This is a genomic window from Actinomadura xylanilytica, from assembly GCF_030283145.1.
Classification (GTDB): Bacteria; Actinomycetota; Actinomycetes; order Streptosporangiales; family Streptosporangiaceae; genus Spirillospora; species Spirillospora xylanilytica.
Genome location: NZ_JASNWE010000002.1, coordinates 78,487 through 99,728, shown reverse-complemented (window position 1 = coordinate 99,728; position 21,242 = coordinate 78,487). Strand labels below are relative to the sequence as shown.

The window sequence follows — 21,242 nt, the reverse complement described above, 5'->3', positions numbered from 1 at the left end:
CGGCAGGCGGCAGGCGGGTCGGTCGCGACGGGTCAGTCGCGACGGCGCCTGCTGTCCGGTGCGTCCGCTCTCGACGGGGGCGCGTCTTGTGCATCCCGGTTCGCGGAGGTCTCGTTCGGGGTGCCCGTGTTCGGGGTCCCCAGCTTCGGGAAGCCCGGGTGCGGGACGCCGGCCTTGGGCGTGGGCGCGTCCGTGGCGGGCGTCTTCGTGAGCGCCAGTCTGCCCGCGACCGTCTTCCCGGTCACCGTCCTCCTGAGGACGGCGGTCTCGGCGTGTGCCCTCTCGGCCATGGCCTTGTTGGCCGGGTCGAAGAAATGCGGCGGATAACTGTGCGAATACATGCCGGGCCTGTATTGGTACAGGCCGCCCTCGATCGGGCCGCGGTGCGGCGACTGGTCGTGCCGGCGCTCAGGATGGATCTTGCGGATGGCGGCCGAGAGCGTCAGCCCCAGCCAGACCACCATGGAGATCGTGATGATCGCGGGCCCGAGCCAGTAGGGCAGGTTGTGGCCGAGCATCGAGGCGTCGGCCAGGATCGTCGCCGCCATGTCCCCACCTCCCGAATCGGAATCCGCTGGTGACAAGTCCAATATACGAACCCCTGGAACACCGCGAACGACGACACCAGCGACTCATGTCGCCATTCATGGCGAATCGGGTATCGGGCGTTATGGCGGATTGACCGCGACATGAACGTCCCCCCGCGGTGTTGGCGGCGCCATGGGGGAACGCGGGCGGGGAATGTCAGTTCGCGACCGTCTCGGGGGCCGGTTCGGCCGCCGGACCGGGGGCGCCGAGCGTCCGGTCGCGGCCCGCCGCCAGGCCGGGGACGCCGAGCAGAACGGCGATCACCAGCACCACGGTCACCGGAACGGTCCATCCGCCGGTGGCGTCGCGCAGTGCGCCGAGGACGAGTGGGCCGACCGCCGCGAGCGCGTAGCCGACGCCCTGGGCCATCCCGGAGAGATGCGCCGCGACCTGGGCGTCGTGCGCGCGGAGTCCGAGGAACGACAGCGCCGTGGCGAATCCGATGCCCTGCCCGATGCCGAGCACGACGGTCCACACCCACACCGACCCGATCGGCGCCCAGGCGACCCCGGCGAAACCGGCCAGGCACAGCAGCACCGTCGCGATCACCAGCGGGCGCTGGTCGCGCATCCAGCGGCCGAAGACCGGCACCGCCAGCGAGCCGAGCGCCTGGAGCAGGCTGACCGAGGCCAGCGCGTACCCCGACGCCGCCTCGCTGAGCCCGCGGTCCTGGCAGATCGTCGGCAACCACCCGATCACCACGTACGCCAGCAGCGACTGGATGCCCATGAAGAGGGTGATCTGCCACGCCAGCCCGGACCTCCAGACCAGCGCGGCCACGTGCCGGGAGTCGCGGCCCGGCGCCCCGGCCGGAGCGGCCTTCGCCGAGCGGGAGCTCCGCACGGCCCGGGGCAGCGCCGCCACGCCCGCCAGCGCCGCGGGGATCACCAGCAGCGACAGCGGCAGCCGCCACGAGCTGTCCAGCGCGTCCTCGACCGGCACCGCGATGCCGGACGAGACCGCCGCGCCGATCGTGACGGCGATCGTGTAGATCGCGGTCACCGTCGTGATGTGGCCCGGATGGTCCCGCTTGATGAGGGCCGGCATCGCGATGTTGCCGATGCTGATCGCGACGCCGGCGACCAGCGACCCGGCGAACAGGAAGAACGGGGCGTCCAGCAGGCGCAGCAGCAGCCCGGTGACCAGCAGCGCCATCCCGATCACCAGCAGCGTCTCGGGCCGCGGCGCGCGCCGCAGGAACGCCGCCAGCAGCCCGTACGAGCCGAAGAACAGCAGCGGCAGCGTGGTGAGGGCGCCCGCCGCCGTGCCGGACAGGTGGAAGTCGCCGCGGATCTCGGTGAGCAGCGGGCCGACCGCGGTGATCGCGGGCCGCAGGTTGAGCGCGACCAGGACGATCAGCGCGAGCTGGCCGGCCAGCACGGTGCGGCGGGCGCTCACCGCCCCTCCCCGTCCGCCTCGCCCGGCCCGACCAGGGCCTCGAGGGCCGCGAGCGTCGGCTCGACCACGGCCGCCGCGGCGCGCGCCGCGGCCTCGCCGTCCCGGGCGATGATCGCGTCGAGCACCGCGCGGTGCGCCGCCGGACCGGCCTCGGGGACCTCGTGGTCGAGCCGGATCGTGCGCATCGAGTCGCGCAGGTGGTCCAGGAAGTAGCGGCACGCCTCGATCAGCACCGGGTTGTGGCCGGCCTCGGCGACGCCCACGTGGAAGCGGGCGTCGGCCGCGCCGAACGCGTCGGCCTCCAGGGCCGCGTCGCGGGCGGCGAGCAGCCCTTCGAGGCGCTCCAGGTCGGCGTCCGTGCGGCGGCGCGCGGCGAGGCGCGCGGCCTGGACGTCGTAGGCGAGCTGCACCTCGAAGACGTCCCGCAGCGTCCCGCGGCCGACGTCCCGCAGCAGCGGACGCGGGTCGGCGCTGCTGAGCACGTACGTGCCGTCGCCCCGGCGCACCTCCAGCACGCCGACATGGGACAGCGCCCGGATCGCCTCGCGGACCGCCGGCCTGCTGACCCCGAGCCGGGCCGCCAGGTCGAGCTCGGCGGGGATCCGGTCGCCCACCCGCCACGAGCCGCCGCTGACCTCGGCCTGCAACTGGTCGAGCACGGCGTCGACGGTCGAGCCGCCCCGGACGGGACTCAAAGCCACGCGACCTCCTCGGTAAGATGTCAGACATCTTACCAATTGGCCGAGATGTGCCCTAGCAGGGGGCGGGGCAGGGGCGGGAACGGACCGCCCGGCGGGCGGCCCGGCGCGGGGTCAGAGACCGCGGGACTGGGAGATGGAGCCGGACGTGGCCAGCGTGAACGTCCGCATCGACTCGGCGAACTTCGACAGGTCCCATTCGGCCGGGCCCTCGTACCAGTAGAGGTTGTCGGCGCCCTCGGCCCGCTCGCCCGCGTCCTTGACGGTCTCGGCCCACTCGGCGACCAGGCCGAACACCACCGCGTACGGGAGGAACCGGGAGAACAGCGCGATGCGCTGCCGCGAGGCGAGCCCGCCGAAGGCGTCCTCGGGCAGGGCGCCGCGCCCGAGGAAGGCCCGGAAGCCGATGGTGTGCGCGAGCACCGTCGCGCCGCGCGCGGTCTTGGCCGGCATGTACTGGCCGCCGTACGCGAGCGCCGCGCCCGCGATGATCACCGCGAGGCCGACCAGGGCGTACTCGGTGGTCAGCGCGAGCGCGACGGTCCCGGCGACGCCGAGCACGGTCAGCGCGAGCCCCGCGACGGTCCACCGGGAGCGCACCGTGTCGGGACGGCGGGCGAACCAGCCCTGCTGGACGACGTCGGCGTACATCGCCGACCGGACCTGCGCGAGCCGGGTGGAGAACGTCCCGCCGAGCTCCGACAGCTTGACCGCGCCGCGCGCGCTGCCGTCCGGGGCGGTGAGCAGGGCGTCCAACAGGATCCGCTCGTACGGCAGCAGGTCGCCCGCCGGACGGTCCAGCCCGCGCAGCGTCCAGTCGAGCCGGCCGGTGACCGCGCGGTCCTCCTCCTCGATCAGCAGGTGGCCGCGGACGGCCAGGTCGACGATGCTCGCCGTCACGTCGATCACGTCGGCCTGCTCGTCGACGAGGGTGCCGATCTGGCCGGGACGCACGCCGTTCGGCGGCTCGAACTCGGTGCCGGCGAGCGGGGCCTGGTCGCCCTCGACGGCCTTCCGGCCGACCACCCGGGCATCGCGCCCGCGCAGCAGGTACAGCGCGATGAGCCCGCCGGCCAGCAGCACCAGTACGCCGAGCAGCGCCGCGCCGGTGACGGCGTTCACCGCGAACGCGGTCGCCACGGTGTGCCGCCGCTCGTAGATCGGCTCGCCCTTGGTCGTCCCGGCGGGCAGGCCGGCGACGACGGTGAGGTACTCGCCGGGCAGCATCTGCTGCTGGCTGAAGATCCCCTGGGTGCGGGTGTGGTTGGTGTAGTACTGCGTGCAGCCGATGGTGCTGTCGATCGGTCCCGCGAAGCAGTTGATGTCGCGGATCACCGCGCCGCCGTCGACGACGGCGCGGGCCTCGGTCACCGGCACCTTCCAGCCGCCGACCGCCGTCCAGCGCAGCTCCTCGGCCGCGCCCATCGGGGTGATCGCGCCGCGCAGCTCGTAGTCCAGGACGACGGTGCGGCTGCCGGTCAGCTCGGCGGCGCCGGTCACCTTCAGCGTGGTGCGGGTGCCCGACTCGGAGATGGACACCCGGGTGGGGCCGCCGTCGGGGCTGGACGCCCTGGCGCCGTCGATCCTGTAGAGGCGGTCCTCGGTGACGCTCTGGTGCTCCCTGGTGACGAAGGTCCGGCTGAAGCCGTCCTGCCCGGAGAACCGGTACGTGATCGTCTCGCGCACGTGCGCGACGCCGCCGGGGCCGACCTTGATGGCGACGTCGTCCTTGAGCACCTGCTCCTCGGACCCGGAGGCCACGGGCGCCGCCGGGGAGGCCGCGGCGGACGCCGCGGCGGGGGCGGCCAAGGGGAGGACCGCGGCGATCGCCACCGACGTGGCGGCCCGCCGCAGACGACACAACGCCGCAAGACCAGACATGGCCGCAAATGGTAGCGGCATCGCATGCGATGATTCTTCGCTATGGCAGGTCGACACCCCCCTCTGGCCCCGGCGCCCGCGCCGCCGTACGACCTGCCTGGTCAGGAGTCCGCTCAGCGCTACGGCTACGTCCCGCCCCGGCGCCCGCCGCGCCGCACCGCGGGCGGACTGGTGGCGGCGGTGCTCGGCGGGGTGGCCGCGCTGGTCGTGCTCATCGTGCTCGGATTCGCGGCGTTCGGCGGCGAGGGCCGGATCGGGTCGCGGGGCGGCGACGCCGCCAAGGGCGTCCCCAGCAAGGCGAGCGCCACCGACAACAAGCTGTACAAGACCGGGGCGCTGATCCCGGTGAAGTGCCACCTTCCGGCGATCGCCCCCGGCTCGGCGTCCATGCGGCGGTTCATGGACGCGCTGAGCGACTGCCTGGACGCCTCGTGGCAGGGGCAGTTCGGCAAGGCGCAGACAAGGTTCGCCCCGCCCAAGCGCGTCTTCTGGGAGGGGTCGGGCCGCAGCCCCTGCGGCTCGTACCCGAGCCCGGGGGCGTCGGCGTTCTACTGCCCGGCCAACAACACGATGTACGTGGGATTGCGGCACGTCGTGGAGACCTCGGGCGGCGAGCCGCTGTCGCACTTCGCGGTGTTCGCGCGGGTGATCGCGCACGAGTACGGCCACCACGTCCAGGACCGCGCCGGGATCCTGCTGTACGCGCACGCCGAGATGGAGCGCGCCGACGCCCTGGCCCGCGCCGAGGGCAGCCGCCGCATCGAGCTCCAGGCGCAGTGCTTCGCGGGCGCGTTCCTCGGCGCCGAGCGGACGACGCTGCCGATGACCCGCGCGCAGTACGCCGCGATGATCGCCGACGTCCGGGGCCGCGGCGACGAGCGGCTGCCGCCGGAGCAGCGCGACCACGGGTCCGGACGCAGCTACTCCGGCTGGGTGGTCAAGGGCTTCAAGGGACGGGCACTGGCGGTCTGCAATACCTGGACCGTCCCCGCCGAAGCCGTCCGCTGACCCCGTCCGCCGAGGCCGTCCACAGGTCCCGGACGGCGGCTAGCGTGGCGATGCGACGGCCGCCGAGGCGGCTCGCCGGCGTGTGAGGGGTATCACCGCCGAGTGCTAGCAAGCGTGCTTGCAATTGCAAGCACCGTGACGCAAGGTGGAGACATGGCTGGTTCGAAGGTCGGCTCGATCGGCGAGTACATCCGCGAGCAGCGCACCCGGGCGAAGATCTCGCTGCGTCAGCTCGCGGACGTCTCGGGGATCTCCAATCCCTACCTGAGCCAGGTCGAGCGCGGCCTGCGCAAGCCGAGCGCCGAGATCCTCCAGCAGATCGCCAAGGGGCTGCGGATCTCGGCGGAGGCGCTCTACATCCAGGCCGGGATCCTCGAGGAACGCGAGGCCGACACCGATGTGGAGGCCGCGCTCCGGGCCGACCTGCTCCTCACCGAGCGGCAGAAGCAGGTGATGTTCGACATCTACGCCTCCTTCCGCAAGGAGAACGAGGCGACCGGCCTGCTCGGCGAGGACGGACCCCATGACACGACCGCACCCGTACTGATGAGAGAGGATGAAACCGGATGACTCTGGCAGGCAATCTCCGCGAGAACAAGGCCGTCTACACCGTGGCGGGCGCGGGCGACCTCGCCGTCGAGAAGCTCCGCGAGGTCCCCGAGCAGGTGACCAGGGCGCGCGAGACGGCCACCAAGTACCAGGACGAGGTCCGCGGCAACCTCGACAAGTACCGCGACCAGGTGCGCGGGACCGTCGACCGGTACCGGGCCGAGGCCCGCAAGAACGTCGACCGGTACCGCGGCGAGGCGCGCGAGAACGTCACCAAGCTCCAGGACCGGGTCGACGCCAAGGACCTGCCGGGCGCCGCGGTGGCGTACGTGACCCACTTCGGCAGCCGTACCGTCGGATTCATCGACGAGCTCGCCGAGCGCGGCAAGGGCGTCGTGCACCGCGGTGCCGCCGAGGTCGCCGGGTCGGCCGAGGACGTCGCCGCGGTCACCGCCGGCGACGCGGGCAAGCCCGCCGCGCGCAAGCCCGCCGCCGGTCGCACGAAGAAGAGCGGCGCCTGAGCCGTCCGCTCCGCCGGGGCGCCCCGCCCTCGCGGACGGTCCCGCCCGCAGACCGGGGCCCGGCCGGGAACCCCCGGCCGGGCCCCGACGTCTCTCCGGCGGACGGTGCTTCCGGCGCCGGACTGGACGGCCCGCATAGGGTTGGGGCGGAGATCCCTGGTGCGCGACAAGGAGTCGCCGTCCGAGACAGGCAGGAGCGCTGATCACCGGTGGCCGACTTCGGCATCCTCGACTACTTTTTCTGGCTTCTTCTGGTCATCGCTTTCGTGATGGAGGCCTGGGCGCTGGTCGACGGGCTGACGGTGTCCGCCGACGCCTACGCCGCGGCGGGCAAGCAGACCAAGAAGCTCTGGACGATCATCCTGATCGTGGCGGCGGTCGTCGGCGGCGCCTACACGGCCGCGCCGGCGATGCTGGGCGTGCGGCCCGTGTCGCTGCTGCTCGGCATCCTGCCCGTCGCCGCGTTCATCGCCGCCGCGGTGTACCTGGCCGACGTCCGGCCCGCGGTCGCCCCGTACAAGAAGAAGCGTGGGGGCGGCGGGCGGTCCAACATGGGCCCCTACGGCCCCTGGTGACCGCCGCCTGAGTCCTTCGCCTCAGCGTCCTTCGCCTCAGCGTCCTTCGCCTCAGCGTCCTTCGCCTCAGCGTCCTTCGCCTGGGCGTCCGCCCCCTGAACGGCCGGTGCCGCGCTCGCGTCCGGTGCCCTCGGCGCCGATGCCCTCGCCCTGGCGGCCGGTGCCGTGACCGCCCTGGCGGCCGGCGTCCAGAGGCGGCGTCGCGGCCGGCGCGGGTGACGGGCCCGGCCGGAAGGTGACCTTCGTCCGGCCGAGCACCGGCCGGGTCAGCCCGAGCGTCCGCAGGTCGGAGACGAGGCGGCCCGCGATGAACAGGTTGCCGGCCGGGTTCGGGTGCGTGCCGTCCGCCCGGATGAAGCGCGCCGCGTTGCCGGTCTGCCTGCGCACGCTGCCGGTGATCCACCGTTCGGCGAGCGGGTCGATGAACGGGACCCCCAGCCCGGACGCCGCCTCGCGCAGCACGTCGCGCACCCTGAGCGCCTTCGGCCCGGGGTCTCCGCCCCACATCGGCCCTATCAGCAGGAGCTGCGCCCCCGGCCAGCGGTGCCGGGCGGTGTTCAGCAGCTCGCGCGCCCGCTGCGCGACGAGTTCCGGCGGATACCACACGTCGTTGTGGCCGCCGGAGATCAGCACCATGTCGGGGGCGGGACGCCAGGCGAGCTGCTCGTTGAAGAGCGTCCCGAACGTCTTGCGGGTGAGGCCCGTCCCCACGAAGCCGGTGCCCGCGTGCCCGGCGAGCACGATCTGCCAGCCGAGCGTCCGGGCCGCCTCGGCGGCGTAGGCGCGTTCGGGCGTGATCCCGCGGATGCCCATCGTGTAGCTGTCACCGAGCGCGAACACCACCGGCGCGCGGCGGACGGGTTCGGCCAGGGCGGTGCTGTGGCCCCCGCGTATGGGCGCCGCGGACGCCACGCAGAGGGCCAGCACCAGCAGCACGGCGACAGCGGAGGAGAACAGTCGGGGCAACGGGGGGAGCCCTCTCTACACGCACACGGCAAACGAACAAGATCGAGGGCACCCGGCCGTGCGGACCCTAAGGTGAGGGGCATGAGCGTGGGGACCCATCACCATGGACGCACCGCCCGGCTAGAGCTCGACGACCAGTCGCTACGCGAATGGGACGCCGTCGTGCTCGACGCGGGACCCGAGGGGATCATCCTCGACAAGTCCGCATTTTATCCGGGTGGCGGGGGGCAACCGCCAGACCACGGGGTGCTGCTGTGGCAGGGCGTGCAGACCCGTGTCGCCGGGATCCGCAAGACCGATGATCTCGTGCTGGTCCCGGCCGAGGGCGACCCCGTCCCGCCGGTGGGCACCGCGGTGCGCGGCGCGGTGCAGGACGACCGCCGCACCGCGCTGATGCGCACCCACTCCGGCCTGCACCTTCTCTGCGGCGTGGTGTTCCGCGACTACGGCTGCCTGGTGACCGGCGGCAACATGGAGCCCCTGTCGGCCCGGATGGACTTCGACCTGCCCGAGGTGCCGCCCGGCTTCAAGCAGGCCGTCGAGGACGCGTGCAACCTGGAGGTCGAGTCCGACCGCCGGATCGACGTCCGGACGCTGCCCCGTGCCGAGGCGTTCGCGATCCCCGACATCATCCGCACCGCCACCAACCTGGTGCCGCCCGAGGTCGAGGACGTGCGGATCGTCGACATCGCCGGCCTCGACACCCAGGCCGACGGCGGCACCCACGTGGCCTCCACCCGCCAGGTCGGCCGCATCACGGTGGCGAAGGTCGAGAACAAGGGGCGGGGCTTCCGCCGCCTCCGGATCAAGCTCTCCGACTGAGGAGCCGCGGCCCACCGGGCCGCGCGGGCCGCGTCCGAGAAGGCGAAGACCCGGTCGATCGTGTCAGCGGTCTCCGTCATCGCCGTCGTCTTCTTGGTCATCCCGTTCGGTGGCCGCTGACGGTGCCGCCCACGCCGTCCGCGTCCGCGCGCTGGAACAGCACGAACAGCCACGCCATCGACGGGACGAGGACCAGCGCGCCCGCCCCGAGGGCGACGAACACCACCTGGAGCACCGTGTCCTGCGCGGCGGCGGCGTCGAGGTCGAGTCCGGCCATCCCGGCGGCGCCCCACAGCACGGCCACGACCGCGAGCGCGCCGGTCACCCGCACCGCCAGGTAGGCGCGGCGCGCGATCATCACCAGGGACGCCAGCCCGGCCGCGGTCGACAGCAGGATCAGCGGCGACCGCACCCCGAGCGCGGCGGCGCCGGGCAGCGCGAGCAGCCCGACGGCGGCACCGGAGACCAGCGCGTAGCCGCGGAAGTGCATGGAGATCTCATAGCCGGCGAGCCGCCGCGCGTCCCAGATCAGGTAGACGGCGGCCAGGTAGGCGCACAGCGCGGTGGTGAGCACCCCGCCGTACACCCCGCTCAGGCTCAGCCAGGTCGTGCCGCCGGTGGCGACGACGGCGGCCACCGAGCCGAGGCAGTACGGCGTGACGATTGAGGAGAGCCCGAAGATCCACGGGTACCAGGGCTGGTCCGGGTCGGCCTTGCTGAACACGAACGTGCTGCCCCGCGCGACGATGCCGAGGGCGGCCAGCGACAGCGGCACCCAGTGCGCGGACATGATGTCGGCGAAGACCGGGGGGAACGCGGTCCACGACATCACCATCACGAAGACCAGCCAGACGTGGTTGGCCTCCCACAGCGGCCCCATGGCGTGCTCGATGACGTCCTTGTCGGCGCGCCGCCGGGTCAGCAGGTGCCACAGCCCGGCGCCGAAGTCGGCGCCGCCGAACAGCAGGTAGGCGGACAGGCCCAGCAGGATCAGCCCGAGCGCGGCGTCGGCGTAGCTCATCGGTGGCTCCCCACCCTGGAGTCGGAGTCGGAGTCGGAGTCGGCATCGTCGGAATCGGAGCCGGGAACGGCGTCCGGGCCGCCGGAGCCTGAGGCCGGGCCGCTGGTGGACGGGGGCTCCGGCGCGGCCGGCGGTGCCGGGGTGCCACCGCCGGGCAGGGCCGGTTCCGGGCGGCGGCGCATGCGGCGCAGAACGCTGATCGTCGCGGCGGCGAGCACGGCGTAGACGCCGACGACGATGTACAGGCCCCAGCGCAGCCCGGGGCTCGGGTTGACGGCCTCCTCGGTGCGCATCACGCCGTACACGATCCAGGGCTGGCGGCCGACCTCGGTGGTGGTCCAGCCCGCCTCCATGGCGATCGCGGCGGCGACGCCGGTGAGCGTCGCGGCGCGCAGGAACCAGGGCTTCCAGGGCAGCTCGCGGCGGCCGTTCAGGTCGCCGGTCCGGCCGGCGGCGCGGCGCCGCAGCCACCAGGACAGCGCCCACCAGGCGGCCAGCGCGAGCAGCGCCATCCCGAGCGCGATCATGATCTCGAACGAGGTCTTGACCACCTCGGCGGGCGGCCGGACGTCCGCCGGGATCGAGTCCATGCCGCGCAGCGTGGCGTGCGCGTCGAACTTCAGCATCATCGACAGCGCGTTCGGGATCTCGAAGACCGCGAACCGGAACGGCACCCCGGCCTCGGTGTGCTCCACACCCTCCATCGCGGCGAACTTGGCCGGCTGGTTGTCGGCGACGAACCGGATCGCCCAGTCGCCGACCACCACCTGGAGGGGGGCGCAGACCGCGCCGAGCGAGAACGGGATGGCGAAGCCGAGGCGGTGGTAGCGGTCGACCCGTCCGGCCCGGTGGTCGCGCAGCAGCGCCACCGCGTACACCGAGGCCACGATGAACCCGCAGACCATCAGGGAGGCGAGGATCAGGTGCACCGCCTGGACGGGGGTGGCCGGGTTGAACATCGCGGCGAGCGGGTTCACGTCGGTGACCTCGCCGTCGACGAGCTTGAAGCCGCGGGGCTGGTTCATCCAGGAGTTGACGGTGAGGACGAACGAGGCCGACAGCAGTCCGGCGATCACGACCGGGATCCCGGTGAGGAAGTGCACGCGGGGGGACAGCCGGTCCCAGCCGTACAGGTAGATCCCCATGAAGATCGCCTCGATGAAGAAGGCGATCCCCTCCAGGGCGAACGCGGCGCCGAAGACCTGCCCGTACTTGTCCATGAAGCCGGGCCACAGCGTGCCCATCTCGAACGACAGCACGGTGCCCGACACCGCGCCGACGGCGAACAGCACCCCGGCGGCCTTCATCCAGCGCCGGGCGAGCTCGGCGTAGACCGGGTCGCCGGTGCGCAGCGCGCGCCATTCGGCGAGCAGGGTGATCGCGGGCAGGCCGATGCCGATGGAGGCCAGCACGATGTGGAAGCCCAGGGTGAAGGCCATCTGCTGGCGCGCGGCCATGAAGTCGGCCGGTGAGGCGGCGCCGTGGGCGGCGTCCGCGAGAGGGGACGCGGCGTGACCTGCCGCGTCGGCGAGTGGGGACGCGGCGGTGACCGCGTCGGCGAGGAGCGCGACGGTGCTCATACGACCGAATGTAGTACTACGAGCTGTAGTACTCCTGGCAGTAGTACTACTCGACGTGGTGATATGCCTCATAGTCGGCTAACCTGGCTGACGTGAAGGGTTTGGGAGAGCTTGAACGCACGGTCATGGAGATCCTCTGGGCGCGGGAGGACGCCGGCCTGGAGCCGGCCACCGCCCGCGACGTGAGCCGCGCGCTCGCGCACGACCGCGACCTCGCCCACACCACCGTGATGACCGTGCTCGACCGGCTCGCGAAGAAGGGCTACCTCGAACGCGAGCGTGACGGGCGGGCCTGGCGCTACGATCCGGTCGCGAGCCGCGAGGGCTACGTGACCGAGCTCATGCTCGGCGCCCTGAACGAGACCGGAGACCGCGACGCCGCGCTCGCCCACTTCGTCCGCTCTGTCTCGCAGGACGAGGCCGACGTCATCCGGCAGGCCCTGGCCGGCCTCATGGGCGGCGGCCTCGCCGGCAAGGAGCCACCGGCATGACGGGCACCGCCCTGCTCGCACTGATCTCGCTGGGGACCATCGGCGGGGCGCACCTGCTGTCGAAGGCACGGTGGACCTGGCGCACCCCCCGAACCGGGATCGTCCTCTGGCAGTCGCTCGGGCTGGGCTGGGGCATCGCCACCATCGGCACGCTGCTCGGGCTGGCCCTGCTGCCCTACCGCAAGGGCATCGCGGGCGGCCTCCCCGGCCTGCTCGGCGACCAGGCCGGACGGCTCGACGCCGCCCACATGGCCGCGCTGCTCGCCGCGGTCAGCCTCACCGCCGTGCTGCTGGCGATGCTGATGTACGCGGTCGTCCGGGTCGTCCGGGCCCGGCACCGGCACCGCGCCCTGCTCGCGCTGGTCTCCCGCCACGACTCCGCGGTGCCCGGCACGCTGGTCCTCGACCACCCGGCCGCCGCGGCGTACTGCGTGCCGGGAGTGCGCTCGTCCAAGGTCGTGGTCAGCGCCGGCACCCTCGAACTGCTCGACTCCGCCGAACTGGCCGCCGTCCTCGCGCACGAGCGCGCGCACGCCCGCGAGCGGCACGACCTGGTCCTGCTCCCGTTCGCCTCGCTCCGCCAGGTGTTCCCCCAGTTCCGGCTGGTCGGACGGTGCCTCGACGCGGTCGAGCTGCTGATCGAGATGGCCGCCGACGACCGGGCCCGGCGGAACCGGCCGCCGCGCGAGCTCGCCACCGCGCTGCTGCGCTTCGCCGCGGCCCGCCCGGCCGCGGCCCCGTCCGGCACCCTCGGAGTCGCCTCCCGCGACGACATCCCGGTGATGGCCCGGGTCAACCGGCTGCTGGAGCCCAAGCCGGTACGGCGCTCGACCCGCTTCGCCGCCATCGTCGCCGTCCCCGTCATCGCCGGCCTCCCCGTCCTCCTCTACGCGCTGCCCCATTAGTGCAGTCCCGGCCCACGGCACTCGCCTAGCGGTTCGTACCTAACCGGGTCTGGGCGGGCGCTTCATCGCGCGCCCGCGTGACGGCTGAGGCGGGATCACTTGAACCTCGGCATCGATGGCGGACGGGTCAGTCTGGGGTCAGTGCCGTTCCGTAGAGGCGTGCCACCCGGATGCGGATCACCAACCGGCGGTCTTCGACCATCCGCTCCAGGAAGACGCGTTCGTCGCCAGGGTCGTCGAACCCTGGGGTCATCGCGAGCATCTCCAGACCGGCCGCGTCGCCGGGCCTCTCGCTGATCTCGGAGAGTTCCGCGGCGCCCTCGGCCACCGCGAACGCCATGTGGTCGTCGCTGGAGACGTACAGTGCGGCGCGCGGGTCGTTCCTCAGCTGACGCACCTTGGCGCGGTCGGCGGTCGTCGAGATCCGGACGATTCGTTCGTCCGGATCCCAGGCGTAGATGACGGTCGAGACGTGCGGGTGGCCGTTCTGCTTGTTCGTGGTCAGGGCCCCGAACTGATGCTCGCCCAGCATCCTGGCCAGGTGGGCGTCGGCGAGGGGCTTGGGGCCGGGGCCGCGGCCGGGGCCTTGGTCGTTGCTCATCTCGTACTCCTGGTGTTGTGAACTGTTGGATCTCAGCTGGTGGCGGATGTTCCGGCCTGCTCGGCCGGGGCGGTGCCATCGGTGACGGCGGCGCCTGCCGGGGAGGCGGGTGTGGGGGTGGGGGGCGCGGGGCGGCGCAGCACGATGATGGTGAGGGCGATCGCGGCGACCATCAGCCCGGCGCCGATCTCGAACGCCAGCCGGTAGCCATCGGTCAGGGCGGCCGGACGGTCGCTCCCGCCGGCCAGCAGGTGGTCGGTGCGGGTGGCGGCCAGCGTGGTCAGCGCGGCGACGCCGAGCGCCGCGCCGATCTGCTGGCCGGTGTTGAACAGGCCGGAGGCGACCCCCGCGTCCGCCGGGCCGGCGCCGGACATGCCGAGCGAGGTGAGCGCGGGCATGGCCAGCCCGCCCCCGCCGGTCAGCAGCATCACCGGCAGCAGGTCGAGCGCGTACGTGCCGTCCACCGGGACCCGGGTGAGCAGCAGCCGCCCGGCCAGCAGCAGGATCAGGCCGGTCAGCAGGATCGCGCGCTCGCCGAACCGGGCGGCGAGCCGGGCGGCGAGCCCGAGCGACAGCGCCCCGATGGTCAGCGCCGCCGGCAGCAGCGCCAGGCCCGTCTTGGTGGCGCCATAGCCCAGCACGTTCTGCATGTAGAGCGCGACGAGGATCTGGAAGCTGAACAACGCGGCCAGCATCAGCATCTGGATCAGATTGGCGCCCCAGACGTTGCGCGACCGCAGGACCCGCAGCGGCATCAGCGGATTCGCGGCGGTGGCCTGGCGGCCAGTGAACGCGGCGAGCAGTGCGAGCGACAGCGCGCCGAGGCCGAGCGTGCGGCCCGAGGTCCAGCCGTGCCCTTCGGCCTGGACGATCGCGTACACCCCGAGCATGACCCCGGCGGTGACCAGCAGCGCGCCGAGCGCGTCGGCGCCCTTGGCGAGCCCGGCGCCGCGGTCGGCCTCCAGGGCGCGCAGTGCGAGCAGCACGGCGGCGACGCCGAGCGGCAGGTTGATGAAGAAGATCCAGTGCCAGCTCAGCGCGTCGGTCAGCACGCCGCCGAGCACCTGCCCGATGGACGCGCCGGCCGAGCCGGTGAACGCGTAGACGGCGATCGCCCTGGCCCGTTCGCCCGGCTCGGTGAACAGGGTGACGATCATGCCGAGGCCGACCGCGGAGGCCATCGCGCCGCCGGTGCCTTGGACGAAGCGGGCGGCGATCAGCATCGCCGGGTTCGCCGCCACCCCGCACAGCAGCGAGGCGAGCGTGAACACCGTCAGCCCGGCGATGAACATCCGCCGGCGGCCGAGCAGGTCGCCGAGCCGTCCGGAGAGCAGCAGCAGCCCGCCGAACGCGATGACGTAGGCGTTGACCGTCCAGGTCAGGCCGGAGGGGGAGAAGCCGAGGTCGCGCTGGATGGCGGGCAGCGCCACGGTGACGATGCTGCCGTCCAGGATGATCATCAGCATCCCGGCGCAGAGCACGATGAGCGCGAGCGTGCGGGACCGGGAGCCGGGAGGCGCGGTGGATGGGGTGACGGACACTGTCTCTCCTGTTCATGGGCGAACGGGAGAGACAGTAACAGATGATTTTGTTGTAGACGATCCAGTGTGGATCTACTTGGCGCTCTGGCGTGCCCTCCGGACCGGCTGCGCGACCTCTTCCGGGGTGGCGAGATAGCCGCTGACCAGCCGGTGCATCGCCCGGACGAGCACGCTCCGCTCGTCTTCGGGCAGGGCGCTGAGCGCGCGCTGGTGCACCCCGTCGACGATCTTCTGGCTGCGCTCGGCGAGCCGCGCGCCCTCCTCGGTGACCGCGATGATCCGGGCCCGCCGGTCGGTGTCGGACGGGCGGCGCTCGGCGAGCCCGGCCTTCTCCAGTGCGTCGACCGTGACCACCATCGTGGTCTTGTCCATGTCGCCGATCTCGGCGAGCTGGATCTGGGTTCGCTCCTCCTCCAGTGCGTGCACCAGGACGCAGTGCATGCGCGGGGTCAGCCCGATCTCGGAGAGCGCCGCCGACATCTGCGTGCGCAGGACATGGCCGGTGTGGTCGAGGAGGAAGGACAGGTCCGGCTCGGTGCGGGCGGGCGTCAAGGAGGTCATACCTCAGGGTAGCAATATGATCCCGTTCTGGATTATCTAGTGGCACCCGTATCGCCCGGTCGGGTAGCGTGGCGGCATGCATCGCATCGCGTGCCAGAGCTGGCGGCCGTCCTAGGACGGCCGACACCGCGCATGCCAGGGCCGTCCATCCGGACGGCCCTTCTTCTTTTCGGTGGCGGGGCCCGTCCGGCCGGACGGCCTCGACCACGACGAGGAGAAGACCCCATGGACACCACGACCACCACCCCCGTATCCGAGGGCGAGACGCTGCGTGCCGCCGAGCGCCGCAGCCTCGAACTCGAAGAGCGCATAGCGGCGGACCCGGCCGGATTCCGGATCCTGACCGGCGACCGTCCCACCGGCCCGCTCCACCTCGGCCACTACTTCGGGACGGTCGCCAACCGGGTCCGGCTCCAGCGCGCGGGCGTCGAGCTCTTCGTGCTCGTCGCCGACTACCAGGTGCTCACCGACCGGGACGTCGCCGACCGGCTGGACGAGCACGTCGAGGGCCTGGTCGCCGACTACCTGGCGGCCGGCGTCGACCCCGGCCCGGCGACGATCTTCCGGCACAGCGCCGTCCCCGCGCTCAACCAGCTCATGCTGCCGTTCCTGTCCCTGGTCTCGGTCGCCGAGCTGGGCCGCAACCCCACGGTCAAGGACGAGATCGGGGCGTCGCGGCAGTCCTCGGTCAGCGGCCTGATGTTCACCTACCCCGTGCACCAGGCCGCCGACATCCTGTTCTGCAAGGCCGACCTGGTGCCGGTCGGCAAGGACCAGCTCCCGCACCAGGAGGTCACCCGGACCATCGCGCGGCGCTTCAACGAGCGCTACGGGAAGGTCTTCCCGGTGCCCGACGCGCTGCTGACGCGGGCGCCGAACCTGCTGGGCGGCGACGGCCAGAAGATGAGCAAGAGCCGGGGCAACGCCATCGCGCTCTCGGCCACCGCCGACGAGACCGCGCGGCTGCTCACCCGGGCCCGCACCGATGCGGACCGCCGCATCACCTACGAGCCGGAGACCCGTCCGGGGGTGTCCAACCTGGTGCTGCTCGCCGCGCTCTGCCAGGACCGCGACCCGCACGAGGTGGCCGCGGAGGTCGGCGACGGCGGGTCGGCGGCGCTTAAGCGCCTGGTCATCGAGGCGGTCAACGAGTTCTTGCGTCCCCTGCGGGCCCGGCGCGCCGCACTCGTCGCCGATCGGGCCCACCTGCGCCGCGTCCTCGCAGACGGGAACGACCGGGCGTGCGATGTGGCCGAACGCACCCTCGCCGAGGTCCGCTCCGCGATGGGCATGACCACCTGAGGACGGCTCGTCCCGGAGAAGGAGGCGGTGGCGCCGCGCGGGGGACACGTCCGGCCTTCGCGGGGGAGGCGGGCCTGGGGGCGCGGATCGCATGATCGATACATCGGGCCGGGCCGCGGTCCGGATGACATGCGACAGGGGAGAACGACGATGCCCAGCACCAAGACGAAGATCTCGATCCTGGCCCTGACCGCCGCCACCATCAGCGCCGTCACTGTCGGTGCCACCGCCGCGTCCGCGGCGCCGCCGGCCGCGCCCGCCGGCGAGCCGAAGACCGCGAGCGTGACGGGGTCGGCGGAGTTCCGCCTCACCTTCGCGCCCGACCACGACGTCCGCTCGTTCACCTTCGACGCGCACGCCGCGCCCTACAGCCGGCCGCTCCCCGAGCTGAACGTGCCGCACGGGCTGCCCACCGACGCGCGCGGGACGGTGAAGATCTCGCACTACGTGGTCGCGCTGAAGCAGATCCTCCGGGCCGAGGCCGAGGTCGACTGCCTCTCGACCAGCCCGGGCAACGCGGCGTTCACCGCGAAGGTCACCCGCGCGGACGGGCCGCTGGCCGACTGGGTCGGCAAGCGGCTCGGGTTCAGCGTCCAGGACGGCGGACGGCACCACGACCGGGTCGGGCTCTCCTGGGTCGTCGGCAACATCACCGAGAACGCGCAGGGCAAGCCGGTCGAGAGCACGGTCGGCTCCTGCATGGCCCCCGCCGCGTTCGCCCCGGTGACCAAGGGCGGCTACACCGTCCGGCACGCCGACCTGCTGCCGCAGCCGAAGCGCTGAGGCGCACGGGCCGGTCAGGTGCGGCTCGGGCCGATGCCGTCCAGGACGGCGGCGACCAGGTCGTCGACGTCCTTGGACGGGGGCGGCTCGGCCGTCCCCTGGAACAGCGTCGACAGCACCGCCTCGTGGCAGACGCCGACGATCATCGAGGTCGCGGCGTCCACCCGTGCGCCGGGGGCGAGCCGCCCCAGCTCCGCCTCGGCGCGCAGGTAGGCGGCCAGCCGGTCCCGCCAGTCGTCCGGCTCGTTCAGTGCCGCGAACCGCGCAAGGACGTTCGGCTGCGCGAGCATCCCGGTGAGGGCGGGCAGGATGGCGCGGTGCATCGCCAACCCGTGCTCGATGTGGACGCGCAGGTTGGCCTCGACCGTCCCGCCACCTGGTTCGGGCAGTGCGGGCAGCGTCCGCTCGACGGCCTTGACGTGCGCGCGCAGGGCGACCGCCAGCAGCTCCTCCTTGTCGGCGAAGTGGTTGTAGAGCACGCCGTCCGCCACGCCGGCCTCCCGCGCGATGACGCGCACGGTGAGGCCGGCGCTCCCGCGCTCGCCGAGCAGGCGCTCGGCGGTGGCGATCAGGTGCTCGCGCAGGGTCAGGTCTCCGCCGTCGCGCAGTGCCGCGGCTTTTCTTGGTGACATCACCCGGCATCGTAATGAGCCGCGGCCCCGCCCGATGCCGTGCTCACGCCGAGGTGGAGGCGGACGGCGCCGTCGCCCCGGCGGCCCGGGCGGTGACCAGCCAGGCCGTGCCCCGGGTGCGGACGCCGGCGGAGCCGTCGAAGGCGCGCAGCGCGTCGGTGAGCGCCGCCCGCGCCCGCCGCGCCGCGTCGGCACCGACCAGCCCGAGGCGGTACTTGACCGGCCCCCAGGCGCCGAGGAACTCCGCCGCGTCCGCGACGTCGCGTCCCCACACCTGGTCGGCCTCGGCGTGCTCGCAGGAGATGTCGCCGAACCCGGCGGCGCCGAGGACCTCCCGGACGTGCCCGGGGTCGGCGAACGAGGTGGGGCTGGTGCCGTCGCCCTGCGGGCGGGTCAGGTGGGGGGACATCGCGGCGAGGACGGTGCCGAGGTCGGTGCCGTCCAGCTCGGCCATGCAGGCGAAGGCCAGCCGGCCGCCCGGGACCAGGGCCCGGCCGATGTTGGCGAACGCGGCGACCGGGTCGGCGAAGAACATGATCCCGAACCGGCTCAGGGCGACCTCGAACCCGCCGTCCTCGAACGGGTGGATCTGCGCGTCGCCCCGCTCGAACGACACGTTCGGGACGTTCTCGCGCACCGCGAGGTCCCGCGCCCGGGTGAGCATCGGCTCGGACAGGTCCACGCCGAGGGTCCGCCCGCGCGGCGCGCGGCGCGCGGCGAGCCGGGTGAGCTGCCCGTTGCCGCAGCCGACGTCGAGCACCCTGTCCCGCTCGCCGATCGCGGCGGAGTTCAGGAGCCGCTCGTTGAAGCCGCTGTTCACGGCGTCGAACCGGTCGGAGTGGGCGGCCCAGTGCTGTCCCTCATAGCCGTTCCACGCCTCGGACTGCGCGGTGTTGACGATCTCCGCCATGGGATGGCCTCCAGGTGAACGTACGTTCATGAACGTGCGTTCATGATGAGGGACGGTGGCGCGCACGTCAATGCGGCGCCCGCCGCCGGTGCCGGGTGCTCCCATAAAGTAGAACGGAACCCTTCGTTCCCCTATACTTGCGGGCATGGTCACCAGCGCGCAGGCGCCCATGAGCGGGCGCAAGGCTCAGGCGGCACGCAACGACGACCTGATCCGAGACGCGGCACGGGCGGTGTTCACCGCCGACCCGGGCGCCCCGATCTCGGCCGTCGCCGAGCGCGCGGGCGTCGGGATCAGCGCCCTCTACCGCCGCTACAAGAGCAAGGAGGATCTGCTCCAGCGGCTCGCCGACGAGGGCATGGACCGCTACCTCGCCGTGGTCCAGGAGGCCCTCGACGCCGAGGGCGATCCGTGGGACTCCTTCAGTGGCTTCATGTGCCGCTGCCTGGACATCGGCGCCGGATCGCTGACCAGCAGGCTCGCCGGGAGCTTCCCGGTCACCGAGGAGATGGGCCGCAAGGGCCGGGAGATCCACGCGGCCACCCAGCGGCTGCTCGACCGGACCCGGGAGGCGGGCGCCCTGCGCGCGGGCGTCCAGGTCGGCGACATCTCCGTCCTGCTCGAGCACCTGCACACCATCCGCGTCGGCGACGACGAGCGGATGAACCTGTTGCAGCACCGCTACCTGGCCCTGATCCTCGACGCTCTGCACATGCCGGACGGCGGGGAGCTCCCAGGCCCACCGCCCACCTGGCAGGAACTCCGAGGACGCTATGACGACTGACCGGCCCACGACCGTCCTCGACCGGCGGGCGCTCAACCGCGCTCTGCTGGAACGGCAGAGGCTGCTGCGGCGGCACCGCGCGTCCGCGCTCGACACGATCGAGCATCTCGTCGGCATGCAGTCGCAGGCGCCCAACCCCCCGTACATCGGGCTCTGGAGCCGCCTGGAGGACTTCGCGTTCGACGAGCTGGCCGGCCTCATGCGCGATCGACTGGCCGTGCGCATCGTGCTGATGCGCGGAACACTGCACCTGGTCAGCGCCCGCGACGCGCGCGCACTGCGTCCGCTGACACAGGCGGTGCTAGACCGCGTCCTCAGAAGCTCGACCGGTGCGCCACTCGCCGAGGTGGATTTCGCCGCCGTTACCGCCGACGCCCGCGCATTCCTAGAGGACGAGCCGCGAACGGACAAGGAGCTAAGGGCACTGCTCGCCGAACGGTGGCCGGACCACGACACCGAGCTGCTCGCCTGGGGCGTCCGTTGCACGCTGCACCTCATCCAGGTACCGCCGCGTGGCATCTGGGGCTCGTCCGGCGCCGCCCGCCACACCACTCTGGGGACCTGGCTCGGTCCCGCCCTCCCGGGGCTGTCCGCCGATGAACTCGTGCTCCGCTACCTGGCCGCGTTCGGGCCGGCGACCGTGCAGGACGCGCAGCAGTGGTCCGGGCTCACCCGCCTAGGCGAGGTCTTCGACCGCCTCGGGGCCAGGCTGTGCACGTTCGCGGACGAGAACGGCAGGGTGCTGTACGACCTGCCGGACGCGCCGCGCCCCGACCCCGGAACACCCGCGCCCGTCCGGTTCGTCCCCGACTTCGACAACCTGCTGCTCTCGCACAGCGACCGGTCCCGCATCATCACCGATGAGCACCGCAAGCGGGTCTTCACCATCAACGGCATCATCCGCGCGACGTTCCTGGTGGACGGCTTCGTCCACGGCATGTGGAAGATGGAGAAGAAGCGCCGCGCGGCCACCCTGCGCGTCGACCCGTTCTCACCGCTGTCCGGCCCCGTCCGGGACGCGTTGGTCGAAGAGGCCACCCGCCTCCTGGTCGCCGCCCATCCCGACGCCGACTCCCATGAGGTCCTTTTCGCCTCTTGAACCGGCCCGGCCACTGAAAGGCGTGC

The 21,242-nt window shown here is 72.8% G+C and carries 23 protein-coding genes; 11 read left to right on the top strand and 12 right to left on the bottom strand.

The features are described from left to right. Nucleotides 1–32: 32 nt before the first annotated feature. The 4 genes from QP090_RS11555 to QP090_RS11540 form a co-directional block, all read right to left on the bottom strand. Nucleotides 33–548, bottom strand: coding sequence for a hypothetical protein (locus QP090_RS11555; RefSeq protein ID WP_285938743.1), 516 nt, complete (start codon nt 546–548; stop codon nt 33–35). 196 nt (nt 549–744) lie between these two features. Beyond that, nucleotides 745–1,986 carry a CynX/NimT family MFS transporter gene (locus tag QP090_RS11550; RefSeq protein ID WP_285938742.1) on the bottom strand — a complete coding sequence of 414 codons (1,242 nt, stop codon included), beginning with the start codon at nt 1,984–1,986 and terminating at the stop codon, nt 745–747. After that, nucleotides 1,983–2,687: a FadR/GntR family transcriptional regulator gene (locus tag QP090_RS11545; RefSeq protein WP_285938741.1), complete on the bottom strand. Its 705-nt coding sequence runs from the start codon at nt 2,685–2,687 to the stop codon at nt 1,983–1,985. The genes QP090_RS11550 and QP090_RS11545 overlap by 4 nt, the downstream gene beginning before the upstream one ends. 111 nt (nt 2,688–2,798) lie before the next feature. Continuing rightward, a complete protein-coding gene (locus QP090_RS11540; RefSeq protein ID WP_285938740.1) occupies nt 2,799–4,565 on the bottom strand; it encodes a DUF2207 domain-containing protein in 1,767 nt (588 codons plus the stop codon). A gap of 42 nt (nt 4,566–4,607) precedes the next feature. Between QP090_RS11540 and QP090_RS11535 the strand changes: the two genes are divergently transcribed. The 4 genes from QP090_RS11535 to QP090_RS11520 all read left to right on the top strand — a co-directional run bounded on the left by QP090_RS11535 (nt 4,608) and on the right by QP090_RS11520 (nt 7,218). Then, nucleotides 4,608–5,573 (top strand): neutral zinc metallopeptidase, encoded by a 966-nt coding sequence (locus tag QP090_RS11535; RefSeq protein WP_285938739.1) that lies wholly within the window; start codon nt 4,608–4,610, stop codon nt 5,571–5,573. A gap of 153 nt (nt 5,574–5,726) precedes the next feature. Then, on the top strand, nt 5,727–6,143 hold the full coding sequence (locus QP090_RS11530) for a helix-turn-helix domain-containing protein (protein WP_285938738.1): 417 nt from the start codon (nt 5,727–5,729) through the stop codon (nt 6,141–6,143). Further along, nucleotides 6,140–6,643 (top strand): hypothetical protein, encoded by a 504-nt coding sequence (locus tag QP090_RS11525; protein ID WP_285938737.1) that lies wholly within the window; start codon nt 6,140–6,142, stop codon nt 6,641–6,643. The genes QP090_RS11530 and QP090_RS11525 overlap by 4 nt, the downstream gene beginning before the upstream one ends. A 209-nt stretch (nt 6,644–6,852) precedes the next feature. Continuing rightward, nucleotides 6,853–7,218, top strand: coding sequence for a DUF2516 family protein (locus QP090_RS11520; protein ID WP_285938736.1), 366 nt, complete (start codon nt 6,853–6,855; stop codon nt 7,216–7,218). A gap of 66 nt (nt 7,219–7,284) precedes the next feature. Here QP090_RS11520 and QP090_RS11515 read toward each other — a convergent pair whose 3' ends face one another. Further along, nucleotides 7,285–8,184, bottom strand: a complete 900-nt coding sequence (locus QP090_RS11515; RefSeq protein WP_285938735.1) for an SGNH/GDSL hydrolase family protein — start codon at nt 8,182–8,184, stop codon at nt 7,285–7,287. Nucleotides 8,185–8,265: 81 nt separating this feature from the next. Between QP090_RS11515 and QP090_RS11510 the strand changes: the two genes are divergently transcribed. Continuing rightward, nucleotides 8,266–9,006 (top strand): alanyl-tRNA editing protein, encoded by a 741-nt coding sequence (locus QP090_RS11510; RefSeq protein ID WP_285938734.1) that lies wholly within the window; start codon nt 8,266–8,268, stop codon nt 9,004–9,006. Between the two features lie 97 nt (nt 9,007–9,103). On the opposite strand, the gene QP090_RS11505 is transcribed toward QP090_RS11510, so the two are convergent. After that, complete coding sequence (locus QP090_RS11505) at nt 9,104–10,027, bottom strand: cytochrome d ubiquinol oxidase subunit II (RefSeq protein WP_285938733.1); 924 nt, start codon at nt 10,025–10,027, stop codon at nt 9,104–9,106. Next, nucleotides 10,024–11,607, bottom strand: coding sequence for a cytochrome ubiquinol oxidase subunit I (locus QP090_RS11500; protein ID WP_285938732.1), 1,584 nt, complete (start codon nt 11,605–11,607; stop codon nt 10,024–10,026). The genes QP090_RS11505 and QP090_RS11500 overlap by 4 nt, the downstream gene beginning before the upstream one ends. Before the next feature lie 92 nt (nt 11,608–11,699). On the opposite strand from QP090_RS11500, the gene QP090_RS11495 reads away from it, so the two are divergent. Both QP090_RS11495 and QP090_RS11490 read left to right on the top strand, forming a co-directional pair. Then, complete coding sequence (locus QP090_RS11495; protein ID WP_285938731.1) at nt 11,700–12,098, top strand: BlaI/MecI/CopY family transcriptional regulator; 399 nt, start codon at nt 11,700–11,702, stop codon at nt 12,096–12,098. Next, complete coding sequence (locus QP090_RS11490) at nt 12,095–13,003, top strand: M56 family metallopeptidase (protein ID WP_285938730.1); 909 nt, start codon at nt 12,095–12,097, stop codon at nt 13,001–13,003. Before QP090_RS11495 ends, QP090_RS11490 begins: the two co-directional genes overlap by 4 nt. A gap of 127 nt (nt 13,004–13,130) precedes the next feature. Here the strand turns inward: QP090_RS11490 and QP090_RS11485 are convergent, their stop codons facing one another. The 3 genes from QP090_RS11485 to QP090_RS11475 form a co-directional block, all read right to left on the bottom strand. After that, the gene (locus QP090_RS11485) at nt 13,131–13,604 is read right to left on the bottom strand and encodes a pyridoxamine 5'-phosphate oxidase family protein (RefSeq protein ID WP_285938729.1); all 474 of its coding nucleotides are present in this window, start codon (nt 13,602–13,604) and stop codon (nt 13,131–13,133) included. Between the two features lie 32 nt (nt 13,605–13,636). Continuing rightward, nucleotides 13,637–15,145 carry an MFS transporter gene (locus QP090_RS11480; RefSeq protein ID WP_285938728.1) on the bottom strand — a complete coding sequence of 503 codons (1,509 nt, stop codon included), beginning with the start codon at nt 15,143–15,145 and terminating at the stop codon, nt 13,637–13,639. A gap of 72 nt (nt 15,146–15,217) precedes the next feature. Then, nucleotides 15,218–15,706, bottom strand: coding sequence for a MarR family winged helix-turn-helix transcriptional regulator (locus QP090_RS11475; protein WP_285938727.1), 489 nt, complete (start codon nt 15,704–15,706; stop codon nt 15,218–15,220). Nucleotides 15,707–15,931: 225 nt separating this feature from the next. Here QP090_RS11475 and trpS point away from each other — a divergent pair, with 225 nt between their 5' ends. Beyond that, entirely contained in the window at nt 15,932–17,008 is a 1,077-nt protein-coding gene (gene trpS, locus QP090_RS11470; RefSeq protein WP_285938726.1) for a tryptophan--tRNA ligase, read from the top strand. 150 nt (nt 17,009–17,158) lie between these two features. Further along, a complete protein-coding gene (locus QP090_RS11465; RefSeq protein WP_285938725.1) occupies nt 17,159–17,791 on the top strand; it encodes a hypothetical protein in 633 nt (210 codons plus the stop codon). A 14-nt stretch (nt 17,792–17,805) separates the two neighbouring features. Here QP090_RS11465 and QP090_RS11460 read toward each other — a convergent pair whose 3' ends face one another. Continuing rightward, nucleotides 17,806–18,423: a TetR/AcrR family transcriptional regulator gene (locus tag QP090_RS11460; RefSeq protein ID WP_285938724.1), complete on the bottom strand. Its 618-nt coding sequence runs from the start codon at nt 18,421–18,423 to the stop codon at nt 17,806–17,808. Between the two features lie 43 nt (nt 18,424–18,466). Then, entirely contained in the window at nt 18,467–19,333 is an 867-nt protein-coding gene (locus QP090_RS11455) for a class I SAM-dependent methyltransferase (RefSeq protein WP_285938723.1), read from the bottom strand. Between the two features lie 145 nt (nt 19,334–19,478). On the opposite strand from QP090_RS11455, the gene QP090_RS11450 reads away from it, so the two are divergent. Both QP090_RS11450 and QP090_RS11445 read left to right on the top strand, forming a co-directional pair. After that, nucleotides 19,479–20,117 carry a TetR/AcrR family transcriptional regulator gene (locus tag QP090_RS11450; RefSeq protein ID WP_285938722.1) on the top strand — a complete coding sequence of 213 codons (639 nt, stop codon included), beginning with the start codon at nt 19,479–19,481 and terminating at the stop codon, nt 20,115–20,117. Continuing rightward, nucleotides 20,107–21,216, top strand: a complete 1,110-nt coding sequence (locus tag QP090_RS11445; protein WP_285938721.1) for a winged helix DNA-binding domain-containing protein — start codon at nt 20,107–20,109, stop codon at nt 21,214–21,216. Before QP090_RS11450 ends, QP090_RS11445 begins: the two co-directional genes overlap by 11 nt. Nucleotides 21,217–21,242: the final 26 nt, after the last annotated feature.

Coding starts and splice junctions, on each gene's coding strand:
- QP090_RS11535 (WP_285938739.1), top strand. CDS start 4,608: ATGGCAGGTCGACACCCCCCTCTGGCCCCGGCGCCCGCGCCGCCGTAC.
- QP090_RS11500 (WP_285938732.1), bottom strand. CDS start 11,607: ATGAGCACCGTCGCGCTCCTCGCCGACGCGGTCACCGCCGCGTCCCCA.
- QP090_RS11465 (WP_285938725.1), top strand. CDS start 17,159: ATGCCCAGCACCAAGACGAAGATCTCGATCCTGGCCCTGACCGCCGCC.
- QP090_RS11555 (WP_285938743.1), bottom strand. CDS start 548: ATGGCGGCGACGATCCTGGCCGACGCCTCGATGCTCGGCCACAACCTG.
- QP090_RS11490 (WP_285938730.1), top strand. CDS start 12,095: ATGACGGGCACCGCCCTGCTCGCACTGATCTCGCTGGGGACCATCGGC.
- QP090_RS11450 (WP_285938722.1), top strand. CDS start 19,479: ATGGTCACCAGCGCGCAGGCGCCCATGAGCGGGCGCAAGGCTCAGGCG.
- QP090_RS11505 (WP_285938733.1), bottom strand. CDS start 10,027: ATGAGCTACGCCGACGCCGCGCTCGGGCTGATCCTGCTGGGCCTGTCC.
- QP090_RS11540 (WP_285938740.1), bottom strand. CDS start 4,565: ATGTCTGGTCTTGCGGCGTTGTGTCGTCTGCGGCGGGCCGCCACGTCG.
- QP090_RS11530 (WP_285938738.1), top strand. CDS start 5,727: ATGGCTGGTTCGAAGGTCGGCTCGATCGGCGAGTACATCCGCGAGCAG.
- QP090_RS11445 (WP_285938721.1), top strand. CDS start 20,107: ATGACGACTGACCGGCCCACGACCGTCCTCGACCGGCGGGCGCTCAAC.
- QP090_RS11510 (WP_285938734.1), top strand. CDS start 8,266: ATGAGCGTGGGGACCCATCACCATGGACGCACCGCCCGGCTAGAGCTC.
- QP090_RS11485 (WP_285938729.1), bottom strand. CDS start 13,604: ATGAGCAACGACCAAGGCCCCGGCCGCGGCCCCGGCCCCAAGCCCCTC.
- trpS (WP_285938726.1), top strand. CDS start 15,932: ATGGACACCACGACCACCACCCCCGTATCCGAGGGCGAGACGCTGCGT.
- QP090_RS11460 (WP_285938724.1), bottom strand. CDS start 18,423: ATGTCACCAAGAAAAGCCGCGGCACTGCGCGACGGCGGAGACCTGACC.
- QP090_RS11455 (WP_285938723.1), bottom strand. CDS start 19,333: ATGGCGGAGATCGTCAACACCGCGCAGTCCGAGGCGTGGAACGGCTAT.
- QP090_RS11475 (WP_285938727.1), bottom strand. CDS start 15,706: ATGACCTCCTTGACGCCCGCCCGCACCGAGCCGGACCTGTCCTTCCTC.
- QP090_RS11525 (WP_285938737.1), top strand. CDS start 6,140: ATGACTCTGGCAGGCAATCTCCGCGAGAACAAGGCCGTCTACACCGTG.